This window comes from Spongiimicrobium salis, from assembly GCF_043678055.1.
Taxonomy (GTDB): Bacteria; Bacteroidota; Bacteroidia; order Flavobacteriales; family Flavobacteriaceae; genus Spongiimicrobium; species Spongiimicrobium salis.
Genome location: NZ_JBHEQA010000001.1, coordinates 322,727 through 344,112, shown reverse-complemented (window position 1 = coordinate 344,112; position 21,386 = coordinate 322,727). Strand labels below are relative to the sequence as shown.

23 protein-coding genes are annotated in these 21,386 nt (G+C 39.1%); 13 read left to right on the top strand and 10 right to left on the bottom strand.

From position 1 onward, the window contains the following. Positions 1-112: 112 nt before the first annotated feature. The 4 genes from ACEXOE_RS01640 to ACEXOE_RS01625 all read right to left on the bottom strand — a co-directional run bounded on the left by ACEXOE_RS01640 (position 113) and on the right by ACEXOE_RS01625 (position 3,661). A complete protein-coding gene (locus ACEXOE_RS01640) occupies positions 113-661 on the bottom strand; it encodes a carboxymuconolactone decarboxylase family protein (protein WP_394746981.1) in 549 nt (182 codons plus the stop codon). A gap of 230 nt (positions 662-891) precedes the next feature. Next, on the bottom strand, positions 892-2,139 hold the full coding sequence (locus ACEXOE_RS01635; protein WP_394746980.1) for an NAD(P)/FAD-dependent oxidoreductase: 1,248 nt from the start codon (positions 2,137-2,139) through the stop codon (positions 892-894). A gap of 23 nt (positions 2,140-2,162) precedes the next feature. After that, positions 2,163-2,864, bottom strand: coding sequence for a LytR/AlgR family response regulator transcription factor (locus tag ACEXOE_RS01630; RefSeq protein ID WP_394746979.1), 702 nt, complete (start codon positions 2,862-2,864; stop codon positions 2,163-2,165). After that, positions 2,861-3,661, bottom strand: coding sequence for a sensor histidine kinase (locus tag ACEXOE_RS01625; protein WP_394746978.1), 801 nt, complete (start codon positions 3,659-3,661; stop codon positions 2,861-2,863). The genes ACEXOE_RS01630 and ACEXOE_RS01625 overlap by 4 nt, the downstream gene beginning before the upstream one ends. 211 nt (positions 3,662-3,872) lie before the next feature. Between ACEXOE_RS01625 and ACEXOE_RS01620 the strand changes: the two genes are divergently transcribed. The 5 genes from ACEXOE_RS01620 (at position 3,873) to ACEXOE_RS01600 (ending at position 7,662) form a co-directional block, all read left to right on the top strand. Beyond that, the gene (locus ACEXOE_RS01620) at positions 3,873-4,985 is read left to right on the top strand and encodes a serine hydrolase domain-containing protein (protein ID WP_394746977.1); all 1,113 of its coding nucleotides are present in this window, start codon (positions 3,873-3,875) and stop codon (positions 4,983-4,985) included. A 1-nt stretch (position 4,986) separates the two neighbouring features. Then, positions 4,987-5,889: a M28 family metallopeptidase gene (locus ACEXOE_RS01615; RefSeq protein WP_394746976.1), complete on the top strand. Its 903-nt coding sequence runs from the start codon at positions 4,987-4,989 to the stop codon at positions 5,887-5,889. After that, positions 5,886-6,284 carry a hypothetical protein gene (locus ACEXOE_RS01610; RefSeq protein ID WP_394746975.1) on the top strand — a complete coding sequence of 133 codons (399 nt, stop codon included), beginning with the start codon at positions 5,886-5,888 and terminating at the stop codon, positions 6,282-6,284. Before ACEXOE_RS01615 ends, ACEXOE_RS01610 begins: the two co-directional genes overlap by 4 nt. Before the next feature lie 57 nt (positions 6,285-6,341). Beyond that, positions 6,342-7,016, top strand: coding sequence for a DUF4386 domain-containing protein (locus tag ACEXOE_RS01605; protein ID WP_394746974.1), 675 nt, complete (start codon positions 6,342-6,344; stop codon positions 7,014-7,016). Between the two features lie 79 nt (positions 7,017-7,095). Beyond that, positions 7,096-7,662, top strand: coding sequence for a Crp/Fnr family transcriptional regulator (locus ACEXOE_RS01600; protein ID WP_394746973.1), 567 nt, complete (start codon positions 7,096-7,098; stop codon positions 7,660-7,662). Here ACEXOE_RS01600 and ACEXOE_RS01595 read toward each other — a convergent pair. Next, positions 7,652-8,353, bottom strand: coding sequence for a DUF4386 domain-containing protein (locus tag ACEXOE_RS01595; RefSeq protein WP_394746972.1), 702 nt, complete (start codon positions 8,351-8,353; stop codon positions 7,652-7,654). The genes ACEXOE_RS01600 and ACEXOE_RS01595 overlap by 11 nt on opposite strands. 108 nt (positions 8,354-8,461) lie before the next feature. Continuing rightward, entirely contained in the window at positions 8,462-9,601 is a 1,140-nt protein-coding gene (locus ACEXOE_RS01590) for an MBL fold metallo-hydrolase (protein WP_394746971.1), read from the bottom strand. A 143-nt stretch (positions 9,602-9,744) separates the two neighbouring features. On the opposite strand from ACEXOE_RS01590, the gene ACEXOE_RS01585 reads away from it, so the two are divergent. Both ACEXOE_RS01585 and ACEXOE_RS01580 read left to right on the top strand, forming a co-directional pair. Then, positions 9,745-10,608, top strand: coding sequence for a LytR/AlgR family response regulator transcription factor (locus ACEXOE_RS01585; RefSeq protein ID WP_394746970.1), 864 nt, complete (start codon positions 9,745-9,747; stop codon positions 10,606-10,608). A gap of 85 nt (positions 10,609-10,693) precedes the next feature. After that, the gene (locus tag ACEXOE_RS01580) at positions 10,694-11,338 is read left to right on the top strand and encodes a hypothetical protein (RefSeq protein ID WP_394746969.1); all 645 of its coding nucleotides are present in this window, start codon (positions 10,694-10,696) and stop codon (positions 11,336-11,338) included. A gap of 9 nt (positions 11,339-11,347) precedes the next feature. Here ACEXOE_RS01580 and ACEXOE_RS01575 read toward each other — a convergent pair whose 3' ends face one another. Then, positions 11,348-11,764, bottom strand: a complete 417-nt coding sequence (locus ACEXOE_RS01575; RefSeq protein ID WP_394746968.1) for a DUF983 domain-containing protein — start codon at positions 11,762-11,764, stop codon at positions 11,348-11,350. Positions 11,765-11,917: 153 nt separating this feature from the next. Between ACEXOE_RS01575 and ACEXOE_RS01570 the strand changes: the two genes are divergently transcribed. Further along, positions 11,918-12,793 carry an AraC family transcriptional regulator gene (locus ACEXOE_RS01570; RefSeq protein ID WP_394746967.1) on the top strand — a complete coding sequence of 292 codons (876 nt, stop codon included), beginning with the start codon at positions 11,918-11,920 and terminating at the stop codon, positions 12,791-12,793. A 42-nt stretch (positions 12,794-12,835) separates the two neighbouring features. Here ACEXOE_RS01570 and ACEXOE_RS01565 read toward each other — a convergent pair whose 3' ends face one another. The 3 genes from ACEXOE_RS01565 to ACEXOE_RS01555 form a co-directional block, all read right to left on the bottom strand. Continuing rightward, positions 12,836-14,779 (bottom strand): M1 family metallopeptidase, encoded by a 1,944-nt coding sequence (locus tag ACEXOE_RS01565; RefSeq protein WP_394746966.1) that lies wholly within the window; start codon positions 14,777-14,779, stop codon positions 12,836-12,838. 76 nt (positions 14,780-14,855) lie between these two features. Continuing rightward, positions 14,856-15,977, bottom strand: a complete 1,122-nt coding sequence (locus tag ACEXOE_RS01560) for a helix-turn-helix domain-containing protein (protein ID WP_394746965.1) — start codon at positions 15,975-15,977, stop codon at positions 14,856-14,858. Between the two features lie 143 nt (positions 15,978-16,120). Beyond that, positions 16,121-17,206, bottom strand: a complete 1,086-nt coding sequence (locus ACEXOE_RS01555; RefSeq protein ID WP_394746964.1) for a helix-turn-helix domain-containing protein — start codon at positions 17,204-17,206, stop codon at positions 16,121-16,123. A 304-nt stretch (positions 17,207-17,510) separates the two neighbouring features. On the opposite strand from ACEXOE_RS01555, the gene ACEXOE_RS01550 reads away from it, so the two are divergent. From ACEXOE_RS01550 to ACEXOE_RS01530, 5 genes are all read left to right on the top strand, one after another. Continuing rightward, a complete protein-coding gene (locus ACEXOE_RS01550) occupies positions 17,511-18,263 on the top strand; it encodes a hypothetical protein (protein ID WP_394746963.1) in 753 nt (250 codons plus the stop codon). Positions 18,264-18,302: 39 nt separating this feature from the next. Continuing rightward, a complete protein-coding gene (locus ACEXOE_RS01545; RefSeq protein WP_394746962.1) occupies positions 18,303-18,716 on the top strand; it encodes a DUF6855 family protein in 414 nt (137 codons plus the stop codon). 86 nt (positions 18,717-18,802) lie between these two features. Continuing rightward, positions 18,803-19,123, top strand: coding sequence for a hypothetical protein (locus ACEXOE_RS01540; protein WP_394746961.1), 321 nt, complete (start codon positions 18,803-18,805; stop codon positions 19,121-19,123). A 360-nt stretch (positions 19,124-19,483) separates the two neighbouring features. Beyond that, complete coding sequence (locus ACEXOE_RS01535; protein WP_394746960.1) at positions 19,484-20,119, top strand: GntR family transcriptional regulator; 636 nt, start codon at positions 19,484-19,486, stop codon at positions 20,117-20,119. After that, the gene (locus tag ACEXOE_RS01530; RefSeq protein ID WP_394746959.1) at positions 20,112-21,386 is read left to right on the top strand and encodes an MFS transporter; all 1,275 of its coding nucleotides are present in this window, start codon (positions 20,112-20,114) and stop codon (positions 21,384-21,386) included. Before ACEXOE_RS01535 ends, ACEXOE_RS01530 begins: the two co-directional genes overlap by 8 nt.

The following is a 21,386-nucleotide window of genomic DNA, read 5'->3' as shown; positions in this document are numbered from 1 at the left end:
CTATTGCTTTGTTTAGAAAGGGTTGAGAACTGTTCTAAGCCTACTTCATATGTAGTGGGCCTATTCCAGTAAAGCCCGGCATGAAGCCGGGCCTTTCATGAAAAAACACAAATTAAGCGAACTCATTTGTTAAAGGTTGGGCAATGGGGAAGTCAACGGGTACTCTAGTCGTATTGTTGATATAATTGGAAATTGTTTTATCCCCTACCAATGAAATGGTATCGATCAAGTTTTCTTTGGACCAGCCTGCATTGAAGAAATTTTCCAAAACTTCAGCATCGGTATTTCCTCGATTTTCCGTAATGTTTTTGGCCAATCTTGCCAAGGCATCCAATTTGGAATCAAAAGAAGCTCTTCCACTTCTCAATTCAAGGATCTGCTCATCGGTAAAACCATTCATTTTACTAATTGCCGTATGTGCAGAAAGACAATATTCACAGTTGTTGACTTGACTAACCGCTAAATTTACCGCTTCTTTTTCCTTTGCTTTAAGCGATGTTTTGGCATTGGAAAAATCCAAATAGTTTTTTAATGCATTTTCAGAATAGGCATAGGTAGCAAATAAATTGGGAACAAAACCTACTGCTTTTTCCAAATGATCAAAAATTGCTTGATTTTCTGAACTTACTTCTTCTCTTGTTGGAACATTAAATGTTGTCATACTATATTTTATTTAAGTTTATAATACCATCTTGTGTCATATTGACAATACAAAGATGCAACACCTATTAGGCTTATAAAATGGCTACTTTTCCTGTTCGCTTGTATATTTTTCCCTGAGTAGTGCGAAAGGGGTATATAATTGATGTATTTGTTGAAGAGGTCGATGAAATTCAATAAGAACAGTGAAGCTAAAGAATCGCTTAACAATAAGCTAGTATTCCAAAGAATTTAGAATTTCCGGTCTGGGTGATACGGAGATAGATCTAGTGATGGTTTTTTTTCCGAAATGATTTCTGAGACCAGTTTTCCGGTAGCGGCTCCCATACTCCACCCCATCATGGCATGTCCGGTGGCAACTACTAAATTACTACACTTTGAGGATACTCCAATATAAGGCAATCCATCTGGGGATACTGGGCGTAATCCACATGCTGCGGCCTTCTTTTCTTGCGCAGTAATTTCAAGTTCGGGATAATAGCGTTGTACAGATTGGGCAATGGCTTCTACTCTAATAGGGTTAATTTTACTTTGTATTCCCGCAATTTCCATGGTTCCCGCAAAACGTGTAAATCCATTCATGGGAGTAACGGCACATTTTGCTTCCGCTAAGATGGCCGGAATCCGGATTCCCGTTGGGTTTTTAGTGTTGATGCGGTAGCCCTTTCCCGCCTGTAAGAGGAGTGTCAATCCTATTTTTTTACTTAGAAAATTGCTCCAAGAACCCGCGGCAAGAACAAAGTTATCTGCCTTTAATTGCCTTTTGGAAGTAGCCAAGGCCGTTATTCTTTTTTGCTCCATGCTAAGGTCAACTACCTTCTCATGACGTAAAAAAGTCACGCCATTTTGTTCTAAATAAGTTTTCAGTTCTGCCATGAATTCCCCAGGTGTAGTATGATGGTCGCATTTAAAATATGCTGCACCCAAGGCCTCAATGCCAATATTTGGTTCCAATTTCTCAATCCCTTTCTTGTCTAAAAGAGAAGCTTCCAACCCCAGATCATTGGCTAAAGCGATGACCTTAGCTTCCTTCTCCAACATCTTCTCGGTTTGACACAGCATGAAAAGCCCCTTCTTTTCATAGTGGAAGGAAAAGCCTTCTGTTTTTCGGATATCTTCGTATAAGCGCTGACTCCAGACCGCAATATCTCTTATGATAGGCGCGGAACGCTCTACATGTTTTGCGTTGCAGGATCGGTTGAAGGCTAAGGTCCATCGGATGAAATCGACATTTAATCTCGGTTTAATGTATAAGGGACTAGATTTGTTGAACATCCAACGGATGCCTTGTTTCATGACTCCGGGAGCCGATAAAGGAATAATATGACTGGGCGATAAGTACCCCGCATTCACATACGAAGCCCCTTGGTCCATATTGGATTGATCTACTATGGTAACTTTATGGCCTTCTTTCAAAGCGTAATACGCCGTGCATAAACCCATGATGCCACCACCAATAATAACAATTTCCTTATTCATTAAAATATCGGCCTATGGTTATTTCAAGAATTGAAAGTATTAAAAATAATTTTAATGGCACTCCTATAGGTTTGACCAATGGGAAGGCTGTGTTTTTTTAGATGAATGGTATTTCCTTCAATAGCTTTTACCTTGTTTTTGGCAACGATAAAGGACTTGTGGATCCGTATAAAGTTTTGGGGCAAGCGCGTTTCGAAGGTCGATATTTTTTGTAGGGTCGTAATGACCTCCTCAATCGTGAATACTTTACAATAATTGCCATAGGCTTCTACAAATAGAATATCATCAAAAGCGATGAGATAGTGTTTTTTATCCCCTTTAATGCTAAGGCGCTCCTCTTTTTGCTGTTGCGATTCGGGAACAGTGGGAATGGCATGATGTAGAGAAATCTTATTTACAGCGGTCATAAAACGTTCAAAAGAAAAAGGTTTTAACAGATAATCCACGATATTCAATTCATAACCTTCCAAGGCAAATTCTTTATAAGCAGAGGTGACAATAACTTTTGGCGGATGTGACAATGTTTTTAATAGTTCAAATCCTGTTAGTTTCGGCATATTGATATCTAAAAAAACTAGGTCAACAGTATGCTGTTGCAATTGCCGAATGGTTTCGAAAGCATCGTAACAATTGGCCACTTTTTTAAGCTGGGGCAAATCTTGGGCATAACCTTCAATGATCCGATGCGCTATAGGCTCATCGTCGGCAATAAGATAGGATATCATTTTGTTTGTATTATGAGTTGTACTTTAAATACCGATGCATCCGAATGGAACTCCAATTGATGTCGTCTTGGATACAACAATTGCAATCTGTATTTCAAGTTTTCCAGACCAATTCCTTCTTGCTCTTTTTTACTGGCGTCATAGTTGTTTTCTATAGTAAAAGATACGTTTTTATTTTTCGCTTTCAATTGTAAATGGATATAGGCATCCTGTGTTAAACTATCCACGCCATGCTTAAAGGCATTTTCGAGTAGCATAATAAACAATAAGGGCGGAATCTGGGTTTCCGAGATATCTATGTCTTTGTCAAAATGAATGCGAACACTTTTTTTATAGCGTATTTTATGAATTTCAATGTATTGTTCCAAATAGGATATCTCTTCCTGTAACGAGACCGTCTCGCGAGCACCTTCGTAGATGGTATAACGCATGATTTCCGAAAGTTTTAAAATCATTTTAGGAGTATCGTCGGACTTTTCTACTGCCAAGCCATAGAGATTGTTCAGGGTGTTAAAGAAAAAATGGGGGTCGATCTTGCTTTTGAGTAAGGCCAGTTCGGCTTTGGATTTCTCTTGCTTCAATTGCCGATATTGTTTCCAGAGTCGAAATAGCCAGGAAATAATAAGATATCCTATAGTAACGGTAAACAGCAGTTGAAAAATGCTGAAATAGTTGTCGTATTCATAGCTGTGCTCAAATTCTCCAAGTTGCTTAAAAATGAGCATTCCCCAGAGAGAAATAACAATGATTACAAAGGCAATGACCCTAGGGTAATGTCGCTTTAAAAAGGATATCATAGTTCAAAAGTATCAATTTGCCATTGGGGTTGCAATTAATTTGACAAACAGCCCAAAATCGATGCGGTACGCATAAATTTCATGGACAAACCCCTGTTTGTCAATGGAAAGGATATCTGTGTAATGACAACAGAAGTGTTCGTCAAAAAAGTTAGTTGAGCCGCAGTGACCACCATATGTTTGTTTCAATTACGAACCTTAAACAATCATTATGAAAAAATATCTCGTGTTGATGTTGCTATTGACCGCTTCAATTTCCTATGCGCAAAAAGATAGCAAAATGACCATTGATACCTTTACCAAGACCCTGGAGGAAAGTTTGACCAAAAGAATGAAAGAGAAAAATGTTCCGGGAGCGGCTATTGCCATAATCGATAAAGGTAAAGTAGTGTACAAAGAGGGAATAGGATGGGCCGATCGGGAAAAACAGATAACGGTTACTGAAAAAACAGGCTTTAATATTGGTTCTATTTCCAAGATGTTTACCGCTTGGGGGATACTGAAGCTTGTGGAAAAAGGAAAGGTTGATTTGGATGCCCCTATTGAGATTTATATCCGTAGATGGAAACTGCCAGAAACTGAATTTGATAAAAAGAAGATTACGGTTCGAAGTTTGTTGAGTCATACGGGAGGAATATCGGTTCACGGATACCCGGGATTCCATCCCGATCAAACCCTGCCAACACTGGAAGCCTCTTTGGATGGAGTCAATGGCGATGTACGTGCCAATGAGCCAGTGGAAGTGATTATTGCCCCACAAACAAAATTCAAATATTCTGGAGGAGGGTATACCCTATTACAATTACTTATTGAAGAGGTTACCGAAACTTCGTTTGCCACCTATATGCAACAAGAAATTTTTGATCCTTTAAAGATGAAAAACTCTAGCTTCCATATAGATGGGAAGATTCTTAAAAATTCAGCAAAACCCTATGATGAAGAAGGCAAAGAAGTATATCTAGAACGTTTTACCGCTCAAGCGGCAGCAGGCTTACATACTACCTTGGAAGATTTGTTGCTATTCGCTCATGCCAGTTTACAGGAAAATAGCATTGTAAGCCGCAAAAGCATGGAAGAGATGCGTACCCCGGTTCCTTTGAGCAATGGCAATTATGGATTGGGTTATATTATATATCCCTTCGGTGCCATTACGGTGAAAGGGCATGCCGGGTCCAATACAGGTTGGGAATCTGCTTTCTTTTTGGATTTTGAACACCAAAGCGGAATGGTGATGTTGAGCAACGGCTCTCAGGGAGATAATGTATTGAAAGGGACCTTACGACAATGGGTACAGTGGAAAACAGCACAACTTAAAGGAGAATAACATGGGAGTTTTATCAAAGGTAATCCATATTGTTTTTTTTCTGTTGTTTTCATGTATGGGCTGTGCCCAGGATTCCATAGTAGGCTCGGAATGGATACCGTTACAACAGCAAATTATAGCCAAATTAACAGGAGAACGTCCATTGAAAAATGAGATTTATTTAGCGCAAAGGGCTTCCCCTAGGGAACGGGATTTAACCGTGGAGTATTTATCCCAATACCTCAAGGGAATACATTGGCAATTGGAAAACCACCGATATAAAGCTACCAACGGCAATCCCTTTCTGGATTTGCTTATGGGGCCAATGAAAGGGGTCAATGTAGCGGCGGTATTACCGGCAACGATTCCCAGTGAAGAATATGTACTTTTTGGAGCTCATTACGATTCTGAACGGGATTGTCCGGGAGCCATAGATAATGCTTCTGGAGTAGCACTCTGCTTGGCCATCGCCAACAAATTAACCTTGCTTAAAGAACGAAAAGTCAATTTTCTCATTGTATTATTTGATCAGGAAGAAGATAATGAGGTAGGCAGTGGAGCTTATGTAAAGCTGCTGAAAAATACAAAACGAAAGATACATTCGGCCCACATTTTTGATTTAATAGGTTGGGACAATGATGGTGATAAAGCCATTACCCTGCAATCCCCCGCTCCTTTTCTGGAGGAGTTGTATACCAAGACGGCAGATGAATCCCGCATTCCCTTTGAAGTAGTGGGAGGAGGGGCTTCAGACAATAGACAGTTTACCGCTGCAGGATTTCATACGATTGCCGTATTTGAAGAGGAAGGGGATTCTACACCACATCTCCATAAACCTACGGATACTTATGCTACCGTCAATTTTGAATACTTGGCTTCTTGTACACAATTTATACATCATATCTTTAAACAACTTGCACAATGAAAGTATTGGATGCTCTACGATCGTACAATGTATATGAAAAGGTATTTGTTTTTAGTTTTATACCTCTTTTGATCAAAATGTTCAATTACCTATTCATCGGAGTATTCTATCCAATGCTTATAGGTGTCCTATTGATGAGTCCGTTTCTGTATTGTTATTGGAAACCCAATGCCAATATTCAGAAAGCCATTACCTATTGGGGCATTATGATACTTTGTTATGGTGTCTTACGTGTGCTGTTAAATATCATTATTCGTATTGACTCCAGTGGTGTTCCCTCTGGCGATTTTTATCAGTTTACCTTTTGGTATGCCCTGAAAAGTGTAGGGTATTGTATCATGGGAATACTTTTACTTTTAAAACGAAAAAAGATATTTCTTAACATAAGTCAATGAGATGAACCCTATAGGTTGCCTACATTTAAAAGGTAAATATTCTAAAAATGAAAAGAAATGAGGGCAATGCGAAAAACGGCAATATGGGTAGGGGCTTTGTTTATTGCAACCACTTTTACCTATAGTATAGGAGATGGTATCCTGCAAGAATTGTTCTTAAGCCCTAATTTCCCTTTGGGTGTTTCTGATCGCACTACGGCTATTGTAATTGCAGTTCTTTTACAGTTGCTCTGTGGGCTTGGGGTTGTGGGAATTGCGGTGTTGATGTACCCTATTTTTAATACGGAGAATATAAAGATAGCAATATGGTATGTTGGCATTCGCTCTATTAAATGTGCTATTATTGCCATCAATGGAGTTCATATGTTGACCTTGTCAGCCATAGGCAAGTCTCAAATAGAAAATGTAGATACCTTAACCACGCTTGGGGCAATGATTATAGCCGACTATCATGGAAGTTTTATCTTTTTGGCGTTGGTTCTGGCTTTCGGAGCCCTAGCCTTCTACTATGGTCTTTTTAAAATGGCGTTAGTCCCTAAATTTATCCCTATTTGGGGAATTATAGCGGTTGTTCTAATGGGGATAGGTTTGGTCATGGAGGCGCTGGGATACTCCAGAAATATCGGCTTTTATCTTCCAATGGGATTAAATGAACTCTTTTTAAGTTTTTGGCTTCTCGTTAAAGGTTTTGCTTCCTCCGAAATTTTGACAGAAAACAACCAAAATAGATAGCAGTAGTACCCTAGGACAACAACTATTGTTTTTGGTATTCTATGCAATTGTAGTATATTAAGAAGTAGAAACCTTGGAAATGGAAAACCCTTTAGTACGCTATATTTCTCGCTATACCTCCTTAACTGAGGAAGAAAAAAGAGCGGTGGAAGAAGAAATACCGATTGTCACCTTTAAAAAAGGCACAATACTGCTTCGCGAAGGCGAAATTGCTGAGCGTTGTTATTTCAATTTAAGGGGCTTGGTGCGGCAATATTATCTAGTGGATGGAGAAGAACGTACCACTTTTTTTTATACGGAGGAATATGGAATTAGCGGTATCCCCATGAAACCATCCAAATACTATTTAATATGTGAGGAGGATACCACCTTGACGCTTGGAGATTTTTCAGCTGAAGCAGATTTTTTTAAGCGGTTTCCAAAATTTGAATCCCTTTGCCGTGTACTCTCTAGTGAATATTTTGAAAGTTATGAAGAACTGCTGGCAACCTATATCATGAAATCCCCGGAAGAGCGTTATGCTATTTTGATCAAGGAGCGACCCGGACTCGTTGAACGCGTACCCCAATATCAGTTGGCAAGTTATCTTGGAATTACGCCAGAATCCCTAAGTCGTATACGAAGAAGAATACTGCTCAAGAGCTGAGATTCAGATTTCCCGATGTTTTCTTGAACCCCAAAACCAATAAGGAAATCATAAATAGCATTTCTACGATTCCTGAAAACAAGGCCGCGAATTCGGTATAAGGATGGGATTTGGGTAGCACAAAGCCCAAAATCACATGAGACAGATACCCTAAGGGCGCAATCATTAAGCATACCCCAATAAACTTTGGGAAAAAACCAGAACGATATACCAAATATCCTAAAGGGTAGAGCCATAGGCCAAAAAAGATGTGCGCAATGGCATATCCGATGTCGTGCAATTCCAAAAGGAAGAGGGAAAGGGCATAACGTTGATCTTCCCCAAAGGCTTCCAAATACGATGCATCCTCGATCAAAAATAAAACAGCGTATTGATGTAGCATATTCAGGGCGGCAATGGGGACACCTAATAAGGCAAGGGTAAACATTGCTCTTGCATATCCCGGATGGACTGTTTTAAAAAGGGTGTATAGTGCAAGTAATAATAGGGTAAAAAAGGTGAGTTGCACCATATCGGCCATAAAGCCGTAACGAAATAAGGCTTCTGAGGTTAAAATGTTATGAGCGGTTGCCCTTGCATCATCTGGTACAATGAGCTGTAAGCGAACGGAAAAATGGGCAAATCCACCGAATAAGGCAACCAGTAGATAGTAAAGGCTAGCTGTTCTTGCTGCTTTTTTTATGGGATTCATATTGAAATTGTTGCATTGGGTTATGGTAGCAAATTAAAATTCCTGATACGAATACTCCTTGACTTTAGTTAAGAAAAATGGAAAATGGCTTTTTTGTTTGTTATGATCTTAATCCCACCATTTTGTGTTTTGCGCTTGCTTACTGTCCAGCAAAACAACTTCTCCTATTCGCGGTGCGATTAAGGGAAGGTTGAGGGCTTTTGCTTTCTTGGACACTCTTTCAATAGGATCCGTCCACGAATGCATAGCCAGTTTAAAGGCTCCCCAATGAATGGGAAGTATTTTTTTTGCCCGTACATCTATTCCCGCTTGGGCTGTTTCTTCAGGAAACATATGGATATCGGACCACTTTTCATTGTACTGTCCACATTCCATCATAGCTAGATCAAAGGGGCCGTAGGCATCACCAATTTCCTTGAAATGCTCGGCATACCCGCTATCTCCACTAAAAAAAATGCGTTCTTCCTCAGATTTAATTACCCATGAACTCCATAAGGTATTGGCCCGGTCATTTAATCCGCGACCGGAAAAATGTTGTGCCGGAGTACAAATAAAAGTCAAATCCTCCAAAGAAATTTCCTGCCACCAATCCAGCTCTATGATCCGCTCTCTTTCAATTCCCCAGGCTTCTAAGTGAACGCCTACACCCAAAGGAGTATAGAAGAAAGCCACTTTGTTCTTTAGTTTTCTAATGGATCCATAATCAAGGTGGTCATAATGATCATGTGATAGTACAACGGCGTCTACCTTTGGAATTTTCTCTACTTCCAGCGGAAGCTCCTTGCTGAAACGGTTGGCTCCCAAATAAGGGTGCGGTGCCGGGACTTTGCCAAACATAGGGTCGATCAAAATTGTTTTTTGATTCATTTGCAATAAAAAAGTGGAATGCCCAAACCAAACCAATCGCGTGGCTCCTTGATATTGTGAAAAGGCCGCTGAATCAATTTTTTTCACCGCAATATCTTCCTTTGGTGTAGTGGATTTCTGAGGCCTGAAAAATTCCAAAAGGGTTTTTCCCATATCCCGGGCGCTCATATCTAACTGTACTGGGTTCTTGTTTACAAATTTCCCCTCTTTATAGTTTGTTGATTTTTGATAGCTCATTTTTTGAGCCTTAGTGGCAGTTCCGCCAAATTCTGGGCTGAGGTTCACAAATAAAAGGGTGACAATGACAATTAATCCAATGACGGATAGGACGGTAATGAGCATAATTTTTAGTATTCTTTTTAATTTAGAAGGGATTTTCATGGAGTACTCTGTTGATTCACATTACATTTTTCTTAGGGCGATAAGAACCAAAAGATATTGCGTTGACAAGGTCTAAAAATACAATAATTTAGTGGTTTTTTATATCTTAGGGAGGTAAGGCCATCTAAGATAAAAGAATACCAATGCGCATTGAAGGAAGAGCTTTTTGGAATACGCCAATTACCGTTTTTGAAACCAAAAAACAGAAATGGGGCATCATTCTGTCCGTTACCTTGTTCATTCCTGTTTTTTTGCTTGTTTTTCAGCCATTTGGAGTCAATAATTACGATCCAACACATAAAATACGATGGGACTTTCTATGGGCATCCGTTGGTTTTGGACTGATAGGCGGTTTTACGCTCTGTCTTTCAGAATTCCTCATCGCACCCTATCTCTTCCGAAAAAAAACAAGGGGTACCCTACTTTTAAATACACTTTTGACCATTGTTTTAGGGGCTACTACAATATACATTTACTATAATATTTTAGGACACTTTCACGATTGGGCCTGGAGCAGTTACTTGGGTTTTATACGCGATGTGGGCCTAATGAGTAGTATTCCCATTGGAGCCGCTTTTCTATTTTTTTTATATCGAAACACCAAAGACACTTATGAGGATCTTTTAAGGAAATCCGAATCGGGCATATCAAAAAAAAGAATGATTGTTTTAATGTCCGATAATGGGAAGGAATCCATTTCATTTCCCTTGCATGAGTTGCGCTATATGGAAGCCCAAGATAATTATGTGGCCGTATTTTATATGATGAACGGGCATCTGCAAAAACAGTTGCTTCGCACTACGATGAAAACCTTGGCTTCCAAATTGGAAGCCGAAGCGGTAGTCCGTTGTCACCGTTCCTATATGGTGCATTTGGATGCGGTAATTAAAGCAAAAGGAGAAGGGCATCAACAGAAATTATACCTTTCCAATATTAGTTCCCCTATCCCGGTTTCCAGGTCCTACAACCCCTTAGTCAAGCAAATGATGGCCATTCGCCACAAATAGACCCTTTTCGCCCCAAGACTGTAACAGCTGGGAATCCAAGAAGTCATAATGATATCTTATGAATAGTAATAAAACTAACATCATTATGAAAAAACCAGTTGCAATACGTAAAAGAAATACGGTGTTCAACCTATTGTCCTTAATCATCAGTTTCACTTTTTTGACGACCTGGCTCCCTTTTTTGCGCGCACTATTTGATGGAAAATCTTACCAATGGGGCACGCAATATTATGGCATTCCTTTTTCGGGAAAAGGATTAACTATGGATTATTTGATCTTGATTGTGTTTTTAATGGGCTACTTTGGATTGTTCACCGCCTTTAACTGGATTAAAAATAGGAGAATCTTTTACGCATTACTATGTATTTGGTGGCTCCATAGTTTTGGAAATTTGCTTTTTGATATACTAAAGAATGGGGATAGTACATTTCATGGAGATACTTTGAACATTCATGTATCCATTGCCGCCTTCGTTATCCCTTTAGCCATAATAGCTCTGGGCCTTGTGTTATTTATGATAAGGAAAGATCAACAGTTGCCGACAGTACAAATTCCTTGGAATCGCTCAAATACCATGAAAGCTGTAGTGATTCTCGGTCCACTTCCGTTGCAGGCCATCTTTTTTGCGACAGGAACTTCTCACGGAATCACAGATCAAATAGCGGTGATCATTGCTATTGCCCAATGTTTTCTGATCCCCTTGATTTTTAATCCTTCCAAATCTAAATGAAGCTTTGGTTTATGACATCAAATCCTTCACTTTAGGGTTTTGTCGTTTTCGTTTTGGTTTGCCGTAGCTCATGAAAAAGTTGATCCAAATATTACGCGATACTCTTAGGATGACCGGGAGTAAAAGAAGCATCACAAGCACAATGATATAGTATGAAGTCAGCAGTTCAAAATCTAAGATCAAATGAGAAATTACAAAAGCGATCCCTGCGAAAAAAAGACCTACGGGATAACTTACATACATAGCGCCATAGAAAAAGGAAGGCTCAATTTTATATTTTGTTTGACAAGAACTGCAACGTTCCCGCATGTTTAAATTTTCCATTAAACGATAGGATTTGGGGCCTGCATACATGGATTCATTATGACATACCGGACAACTACCCGTGAGAATACTGTATATTTTTGTTCCTTTTAGAAATTTCATAACCTTCGATATTTTAGAATGAATGTTATTGTATAATTCGTTTTAAAAGCTCCTATCGTTATTTTAAATAATTGTAATTATAAGACAAAGATAATATGAGACATTGCCTTTTTTATTCTATAGAACACGCTATTTTTTGTACTTTTAGGACATATGAGGCAAATACCTATTTTACATATCGATCAATTTGAGCATGAAGAGACTTTGGAAGATTTTTATTGCAATGACCTTGCCTTGCATCTACGTAAAAACAACAAAATAGTATACAAGCCCCATTCCCATGATTTTTTTCTTTGCGTGTTTTTTTCCAAAGGTTCCGGTGTTCATGAAATTGATTTTGACCATTATCCTGTGGAACCGGGTAGTGTTTTCTTTTTGCGCCCAGGGCAAACCCATTGTTGGACCTTTGAAGATACTCCCGAGGGCTATATTTTTTTTCATACCCAAAGTTTTTATGAGTTCTATTTTTCGAACAAACAGCTTTCCCAATTTCCCTTCTATTATTCCCCTAAGAACCCACCAAATCTCAGCCTGACTTCAATGGAAATCCAGCCTATTGAACACCGATTTCAAGAGATTTATAGGGAATATGGAAGAAGCGCCCCTTACAAAAGGCAAAAGCTAGTAAGTCTTGTTGACCTTAGCTATATTGATTTGGCCCGTATTTATGGAAATATGGAGCCTGTAGAACGTAAAACATCGACAACATATCTGGAAACGTTGAATGCATTGGAAAAAGCTATAGAAAGCGCATATAAAACCGAAAAATCAGCCGCCTTTTATGCAGATCAACTACATATAACACCAAAACATTTGAACAGAATTGTAAAAACCACTTTAAACAAAACCACTACGGAATTGATTGCCGATCGTGTTTTTCTGGAGGCCAAGCGCCTTATTGTTCATTCTGGAAATACCCTATCAACTATTGCCATATTGTTGGGATATGAAGATTATGCCTATTTTTCCAAAGTATTCAAACAAAGGACAGGAATGACCCCCTTAGGCTTTAAAAAGAAATATAAATAGCGTTTTGTTTTGGCGGCGTAACAGAATCAGGTGTCATCACAGTCAATTTAATTTTATTAATTCATAGCTTTCTCCTGCTTGATTCGATATGATTTTGGTAACCACGCCATCTTTATTTCTAATAAATCGTAAGGTGGTTAGGGGGTTAAGGCCCTTTACCAACACTTCTGTATTGTTTTTGAAGTAAAGCGGAGCTTTCCATTTCTTTTTTTCCTGCATAAAAAATTGGCCATTTTCTTCAGTGATACTGAGCTTTTTGGAGGGCTTGATTTTTGGGGAATAGATACCGGTGAGCAGCATCGCTTTTTTTTGGGTAATCTGTTCCCCGTAATCCACATCAACATAGAAATTGTTCCCATCCACTTGAATGTCTTCCAAGGGGATATTCGGCAATTCCATTTTTTGCCAAGTGGTGGTTGGAAAAAGATAAGGCGCCCTATCTGCTCCCAGAAACACTTTTATGGGCATGCTAAAAGCAACTTCATCGGCAATCCATTTGTATTTAAGCATTGGGGTTCCATTTTCCGAATAGGCTTCCATTTGAAGTTTGGGCAGGGTGGTATGGTTTAAGTATTGCTTAAAAAAAGGGGTGTAATCTATCTTTGTTTTTTGGTTGATGTATTGCACAATAGCCGCAGTAGTGATAGATTGGTGTTTAAAGGTCTCCTGAAGTCCTTTTAGAATAGAGAACCATAAAGAATCATTGTTGATGGCACTCCGCAGCGTATGAAGCATTAGTCGTCCTTTACTGTAAATATCTTCCAAGTCATAATGCACATGATTCACACCGAATGCCCCAAGAAGGGGGTGTTTTCCCATGACTTCATTGCGGGAAATATCTAAGGACCTATCTCTTTTTTCAAGACCATAGTGTTTTTCTAAAAATAGGGATACAGCGTAAGTGGCGAAGGCCTCGTGGATCCAGAATTCGGCCATATCCGTGCAGCTTAAGCTATTGCCCCACCATTCGTGTGCCATTTCATGTAAAATTAAACTTTGATCAAAGTCATTGCCTAATGCCACAGCACTTTGATGTTCCATGGGATGAGGAGTTTGTATGAGTTTTACCCCATCTCTTGGAAATGGATAGGGACCAAAGAGGTTTTCATAGATTTCCAACATGGGTTTTACAATTTTAAATGCTTTTTTTGCCTTAGTGGAATCTGCAGGGAGTACGTAATAATCCAAAGTAATGTTTTCACTTCCCGGATAGGTATCGGTCATATGGATGTAATCTCCAATATTTAGGGTAATATTATAGTTGTTGATCGGATAGGTGGTTTTCCAATGGTATTGGGTCTTTCCATTTCCGAGAGGAATTTGTTCTTGCAGGCGGCCATTGGAGATGGCTTTTAAATGGGAGGGCAAGCTAATGCGAACGGCACTACTATCGGGCTCATCGGAAAGATGATCTTTATTGGGCCACCATCCATGTGCCCCGTTGCCTTGACAAATGGCCTGGGCATAATAGTTTTTATTCCGGTCTTTATCCCAGACAAAACCTGCGTAATACGGAATATCGAGGTTAGGGTCTAAAGGATGGCCTCCGTACCATACTTCTATGGTGTGCGTACTGCCAAGTGGAAGTATATTTGGAAAACGAACATATACAGCACTGTGTTCCCGACTAAAACTTAGAGGAACCCCATTCCATAGGATTTTTTCAATAGATAATTTTTTGTACAAATCAATTTGAATTTTATGGGTAGGTTGAAGGACTTTAAAATGAATGTTGGAAACTCCGTCAATAGTTTCTTTTTTAGGATTGATTTCCACATCTAGATCATAAAAAGTAACATCATAGCTAGTACGTAAAGGGGTAAGTTGTCCTTTTATGCTATCCAGTCTGTTGAAATTTCTTGTAGTTGCTCTTTGATATAGAGATTGCTTTTTCTGTCTTTTTTTTTGGGCATGAATTCCAGTAAGGGAGAATGCGATACATAGCACCATTACTATAAAAGAGTAGCCTTTACATGTCAAATACATTGGTCTTCTATTTTTTTTGACAAATAAATGGTTACAATGACCTATAATCTATTCAAATCTAGATTTGAGTAGTATTTTATGCCTCTTTTCGGAGATGAGTCTCGCGGTATTCCCGTGGCGATTGTTTGGTCATTAATTTAAAACTACGTTGAAAGGTGGCTTGGGAATTAAAGCCGCATTCCAAGGCAATGCCCGTAATGGTCAAATGTTGATATTCCGGATCCAAGAGCCGTTTTTTTAACTCTTCAACTCTAAACTCATTTACATATTCATTAAAGCCTTTGTGTAGATGCTGGTTCAATACACCAGAAATTACTTTTTGTGAAATTCCCGTGTGTTTAGCAATATGCTGAAGTTTAAGGGAGGGGTTTAAAAATAAGCGTTCCTCCAACATGGCAATCTCTAAGGTTTTCATTGTAGGTTGAATGAGTTTCTTGTTCACGGAGTTCACAGGTTTTATCCCAGCAAGATGTCCCACAAAATACCCCTTGATGCCTAGCCAATAGACCATCACCATAAGGGACACATAAATTGGATACCAGCCTACTTCCCGCAATAAAATATTGGATGTGTAGGGAAGAATATAGAGAATAAGGTGTAACAACCATAGGATTTGGAATATGGAAAAACCATAAAGAAGTTGTTTTGTCCAAGCATAAGATTTACTTTGTTGAATCTGCTTGGGGACTCCTTGTAAGATTCGACGAAGAAGGCCAAGGTATATACTAAGGGATATCCACCTTGGAATATCCACAAACTTTGAATAGTCATCAATAAAATTGCCCCATTGCGTATTATTATTTGGATTAACAGCACCGAGAAGTACGCCAATAATGTAAACAACAGCAGTTAAATAGGGAATAAGGTCAAGAAGAATTGGAAGAAAATGAAGTTTCCTTTTTGTATTCCATGAAAAATTGGGATGTAATAGAGCCCTACAATAAAAATAGAGTAAGGGGCCTATGGGCATAATAATCACAAGCGGGAAAACGGCCTCAATGATATTCCAAAGCGTAGAAGTGTCTTGCAGGGTTTCCAACAAAAAGATATTCAAACAGGCCATGGAAATAAGGAGAATGATCCAAGCCAAGATTCTATTTGCGGCGGCATTGCTTAAGTTGCGGTACAGCAATACAAAGCTAATGACGCCTTGAATAATACCTACTAAAAGTATACTGTTCCAAAAATTTAAAATCATCTTAAGCCTTTATCGTTTAGCATACGTTTTTTAGAAAGAAGGGATTCCCTAGAAATCTAGAGCAATGTAATCAACTTTTGTTCCAAAAAAAACATCCTTGAGAAATAGTAGGATCAACCTATTTCGGAGGAGCTTGGCCGAATTTATTTTTTTAGGCTAATATAGTCCAGGGGAGACATGCCTTCTATTTTCTTGAAATTCCTGTAGAACGTGGAACGTGAATTAAATCCGGCCATTTCAGCAATACTTTCAATCTTATAATTGGCACACTCTTCTTTAAAAAGCAGCTCCTTGAATTCATTGATGCGCTGCGAAATAATAAAATCTTTTAAGGTTTTTCCATAAGTGATTTTCAAATACTCCTGAATGTGTTTTTCATGAACACCTTCTTTCTTAAATAAATGTACTAACTCAAAGTCGGGTAAGGTATAGCCTTTTTCTTGAATGATTTTGGATTGAATAAAATTCTGTGCAGACGAAAGATCAATAGGTTGGAGCGGTTTTTTGACACTTCTTTTGGGAAAAAGCAAACTTTTGGCCTTTTCGGACTCTGTCAGTGTAAATACAATAAATGCAGCAGAGACAATCAGTGATAATGGCTGATTGATGTATTCGTTCATCCGCAGGAAAACGTCCGAAAGATTGCCTATAGGCACTAGAGCGAACAATAAAGTTTGAAATCCGCTCAATAGCAGATAGCCGTTAAGTCCTAGGTAAAACCATCGATATTTGCCTAAGGCTTTTAAAGGGAACTGTTTTTTTAAGGTGTCAAAAGTTCTCTTGTATAGGCTCAAATAAAAAAGGTGGAGAAGTACAATGGTGATATTGATGGGCATAGTGAGTAAAACAATATGCTCTGCATAAAAAGTAGGACTTGCAAATTTAAAAATAAGGTAGAGGGTATGCAGGACGAATGGAAGACAGAGATGATAAATGAACAACTTTTTTTCATCTTTAGGCTTCGTTCCTAAATAAATATAAAGGAATATCAGGGGCGCATAGAATAGGTTTTTGTACCCTGCCAAAATAATATTGGCGAGGACATTTTTGTTGAAGAGGGGCCAATACAGATTATAAATAAAAGAAAAAGCAAAAAGGAGGCATAAGGCCCCTAAGGTAACATTTCGCTTTCGTTTAGAAACAATTTCTAAAAGCCCCAATAGTATAAGTTGAGCAGAAAGGCATATTTCTATGCCGTTGTAAATTAAGTTTGTATAATTTTCGTTCATGGAAAATAGACGAATTCTTTTAGCTAAAAGACAAGTTATTTAGGCTTTTGTTACAGTTGAAAATTGATTTTAAACATATCCCAAAATACCATTTTGATACAAAGTCAAGAGACATAACCTTAAAAATAAGAACAGTTTTTCTGAAGTTTGAAACTGTTATGGTTTTATATCAATTTTGATTTTTTTCAAACCGAATTTTACAGAAATGGACTTTTGAAGTTTCCATGGTAATCGCACCAACAAGAAAAGGTACATTTTAAGCAGACTGGGCCGAAACATACCCTATGAACCTAAAATTTTTAGCATGCATTTAAGTAAAAATCAAATTCGACTTCTTGTACTCAGCAATTGTTGTTGCTGGGGTTTTCTGGGGTACCTGTTATTGAGCGGTTTTAGTTCCCGTCAAGAGGATAGGTTTAAAGTGCTGACAGCAGAGCGCATTAATATCGTTAATGCTGATGGCACTCCAGTAATAGCCATATCAAACAAAGAACGTATTGCAGAGCCCGTTATGGACGGGAAAACGTATCCGGTGGCCGTGGCCGATGGTAGAAAATATATGGCCGGAATGATTTTTTTTAACGAATTGGGAGATGAAATGGGCGGATTGGTCTTCAATAGTTTTCAATTGCCCAATGGACGTGTTGCAGGAGTAGGGCATTTGTCTTTTGACCGATTTAAGGACAACCAAGTGATAAATTTGGAATATCTGGAGAATCGGAATGGTGTAAAATCGGGACTCACCCTCTATGATAGACCGGGAAATGGAAACTTTAAAAAGAGCTTGGATTATATCGAGGAATTGTATTTCAACAAAAATTTGACAGAGGAAGAGAAAGCCGAGATAAAATCGACCTTCAACAGCATGTCCCGAAATAATGAATTTGGGGTGCAACGTGTGTTTCTGGGAAGTGAAAATGAAATTCCCAAGTTGCTTTTAAAAGACACCCAAGGGAAGGAAAGAATACGCTTGTTTGTAGATTCGTTGGATGTGGCTAAGCTGCAATTTCTAGATGAAAAAGGAACCGTAGTCCACGAATACCCACCTTTAAACTAAATCAAACAAAATAGTCAATCCATAAAAAACGAAATTAGTATGAATTATCGAGAAGAAATCGGAACAAAAGAGAATCCATTACTCCTAAAAACACCACCACAGTCGTCTTCTTACACCATGCATATCGACGAAAAAGAAGGGAAGGAAATCCTGGTATGTACGGTAGGGAAGACGGTATTGCATTATGATCTGCGTTGTATTGAGGATTTGCACTGTATGCTTAAAGAAAGGGGCGATTGGATGTTATTGGGAAGTAAGGATGAAAAAGTCCCTACAAAGCCAGATACTGTAGAGCACTGGGGGAGGGCAGAAGATAACCCAATTAGAGGATGGTATGGCCTAAAGAAGAATTTCAGGGGGAGGTTTGGAATGTATATACCGCCTTTATTGGAGTACTTGGGACTGGCCGAAGTTGAACATAACAAAAGAAATAATCGGATGAGAGCGCTATGATAGTTGTTATTTCCAAGAACAGTGGAGCCTTGTATCTAGGTATGCTATTGTTCTTATGGTGATATCATCTTTGGGGACAACAATTTGTGTGGGAACCGGGGATAGGTATTGGCAATATTCTTACCGGGAAACATAGGCAGGGAAAAGGGTTTCTAGGTGTTGCTCTGGGATATGAACCTTCAGAACAAGGGCGTTACGGAGTAGAAGTCCGCATTATCGGAAATTTGTTTTCTGAAAGATTGGAGCAGGAAGGCCCAAATCAACTTTTCATAGAAGCAAGGTCATTGTCATCCGTTTTTGCAGGAATCTTTGGAGAACAAACCATCTTTAAGTTATCTAAGAAGACAAATTTATACGGGCATGCTGCTCTCGGCATTTCCTACCATTTTGCCCGGGTAACAATATAACAAATCGCAATAAATTGAATCAAACCAAACTGGGATGGAATTTGGAAGTGAGATGTAGAAAGAGGGCCTTTTCTTTGGGACTTACCTATTTCCATCTAGGGAAAATCAATGCTTTTGAAGGAGTTGCCCTAAATGGTCTTCCTGTACAACGTAATAGCCTTGGTATACAACTTCTTTTTGTTAAAACGAGCTATCGATTTTCTTTTTAGTTAAATTTTTCAATAAGTAGACGAAGCGCTAAATACGTGTAATGTACTGTAAATTAGCAATTAATACGTATAATTTCGTATACGGTATACATTTGTGTATCTAAAAAAAATTAATTACTATTGTATACCGTATACGAAAAATATAATCGAAATGACCAAAATTTTCACCAATGAATTAAGTGCTCAAGCCTATAAAAAAGTGAGGGCCATGATCATGTCGAAGAAACTTTTTCCCGGGCAAAAGATTGTTCAGGACAAGCTGGCCGAACAACTGGGAATTAGTAGGACTCCTCTGAGATCGGCATTACAAATATTGGAGGGAGAAGGACTTATAGAATCCATTCCTCGTAGAGGAGTGATTGTGAAAGCATTTAACGATCGGGAAATACTGGAGATATATGATTGTAGAATGGCCTTGGAAGGTACAGCGATACGATTGTATGCAGAACGGGCTTCGGATAAAGATATTCTACAATTAAAGAAATTGTTCCAGCCTTTTATGGAGGGGGGGATAGATGCTGTGGCCTATCAAAAAGCAGATGCAAAGTTTCATGATGCCATTATCAATGGTTGTGGGAATAGTTTTTTAAATAAACTCTTTCATCAAGGAAATCTATTGGTCTGTATAGACCTGATCGGGTTGCTGCGCAGTCCCGAAGAAACTTTGCTTGAGCATTTGGAAATGATAGAGGCCATTGAAACAAGAAATTTGGACTTGGCCGAATCTCTGGCGAAATCACACCTCAACAAAACAAAACAACTGATCTTAAGAAAAAGGAATGACTAAGAAAGCGTCTTTTTTTCCTGTGCGATATCGGGTGGTTTTCGGCACCTTTATACTAGCTATGATTGTGCTGTTCGATCGCATTTTAATTTCTGTGGCTAAGGATCCTTTAGCCGAAGATCTGGCCTTGTCAGATAAGCAGATGGGCTGGGTATTGTCCATATTTGCTTTGGGCTATGCACTTTTTCAGACTCCTTCGGGACATTTGGCGGATAAATACGGTGCCAGAAAAGTACTGACCGCAGTAGTGAGCTTATGGTCTCTTTTTACCGCTTTGACCGGGGCGATCTACAATTTCATCTCCTTGCTTATTGTTCGTTTCTTATTTGGGGCAGGGGAAGCAGGTGCTTTTCCTAGTATGGCTAGTGCCGTTTTTAATTGGATTCCGATAAGGGAGCGGGGCCTTGTACATGGGATTAACTTTTCAGGAGGACGTATAGGAGCTGCAATTGCCTTGCCCATCGTGGCTTGGTTGATCCATATAACCAGTTGGAGAATGACTTTTGTCATTTTGGGAGGCATTGGGGTGCTTTGGGCCATATTGTGGTATATCTGGTTTAGGGACCAACCTGAAAGTCACGCTTCCGTAAGCAAAGAGGAACTTCAAATTATAAAAGAAGGCGTAGGGGAAAAGAAAAAAGAAGGGGAAAAAATTTCTTTTGGGAAATTGTTTCGTTCTAAGGCCATGTGGCTTTTAATGGGGCAATACTTCAGCAGTAACTTTACCTTTTTTTTCTGTTTAACCTGGCTTTTTCCCCACTTGAAGGAGAAATATGCTCTGGATGCGGTTGAAGCTGGATTTTATGCTTCGGCTCCTTTTCTATTTGGCGCTTTGGGAAATTGGGTGTCCGGTTGGATGGTAGATGTCATATATAGAAAAGGGAAATGGAGCCTTTCCCGAAAACTCCCAGCTATCCTTGGATTTTCACTTGCGGCAATAGGTATTGTGGCCAGTGTATACATGGAAGAGGTAAATGGCGCCATTGTCTTTATTTCCCTTGCCGTTTTTGGAGCAGATATGACCTTAAGTCCGTCTTGGTCCACATGTTTGGATATTGGAAAATTACATTCCGGAGCGGTGAGCGGAACTATGAACATGGCCGGTAATCTAGGGTCGTTCTTTACAGCCTTGGCATTTCCCTATATGGTGGCCTTTACAGGTTCGCATACGCCTTTCTTTTTTTTGGCGGCTTTTTTAAATCTACTGGCAATTCCCATTTGGTTGGCCGTGAAGCCCGAAGAGCCATTAGTACTCAATACGATACCATAA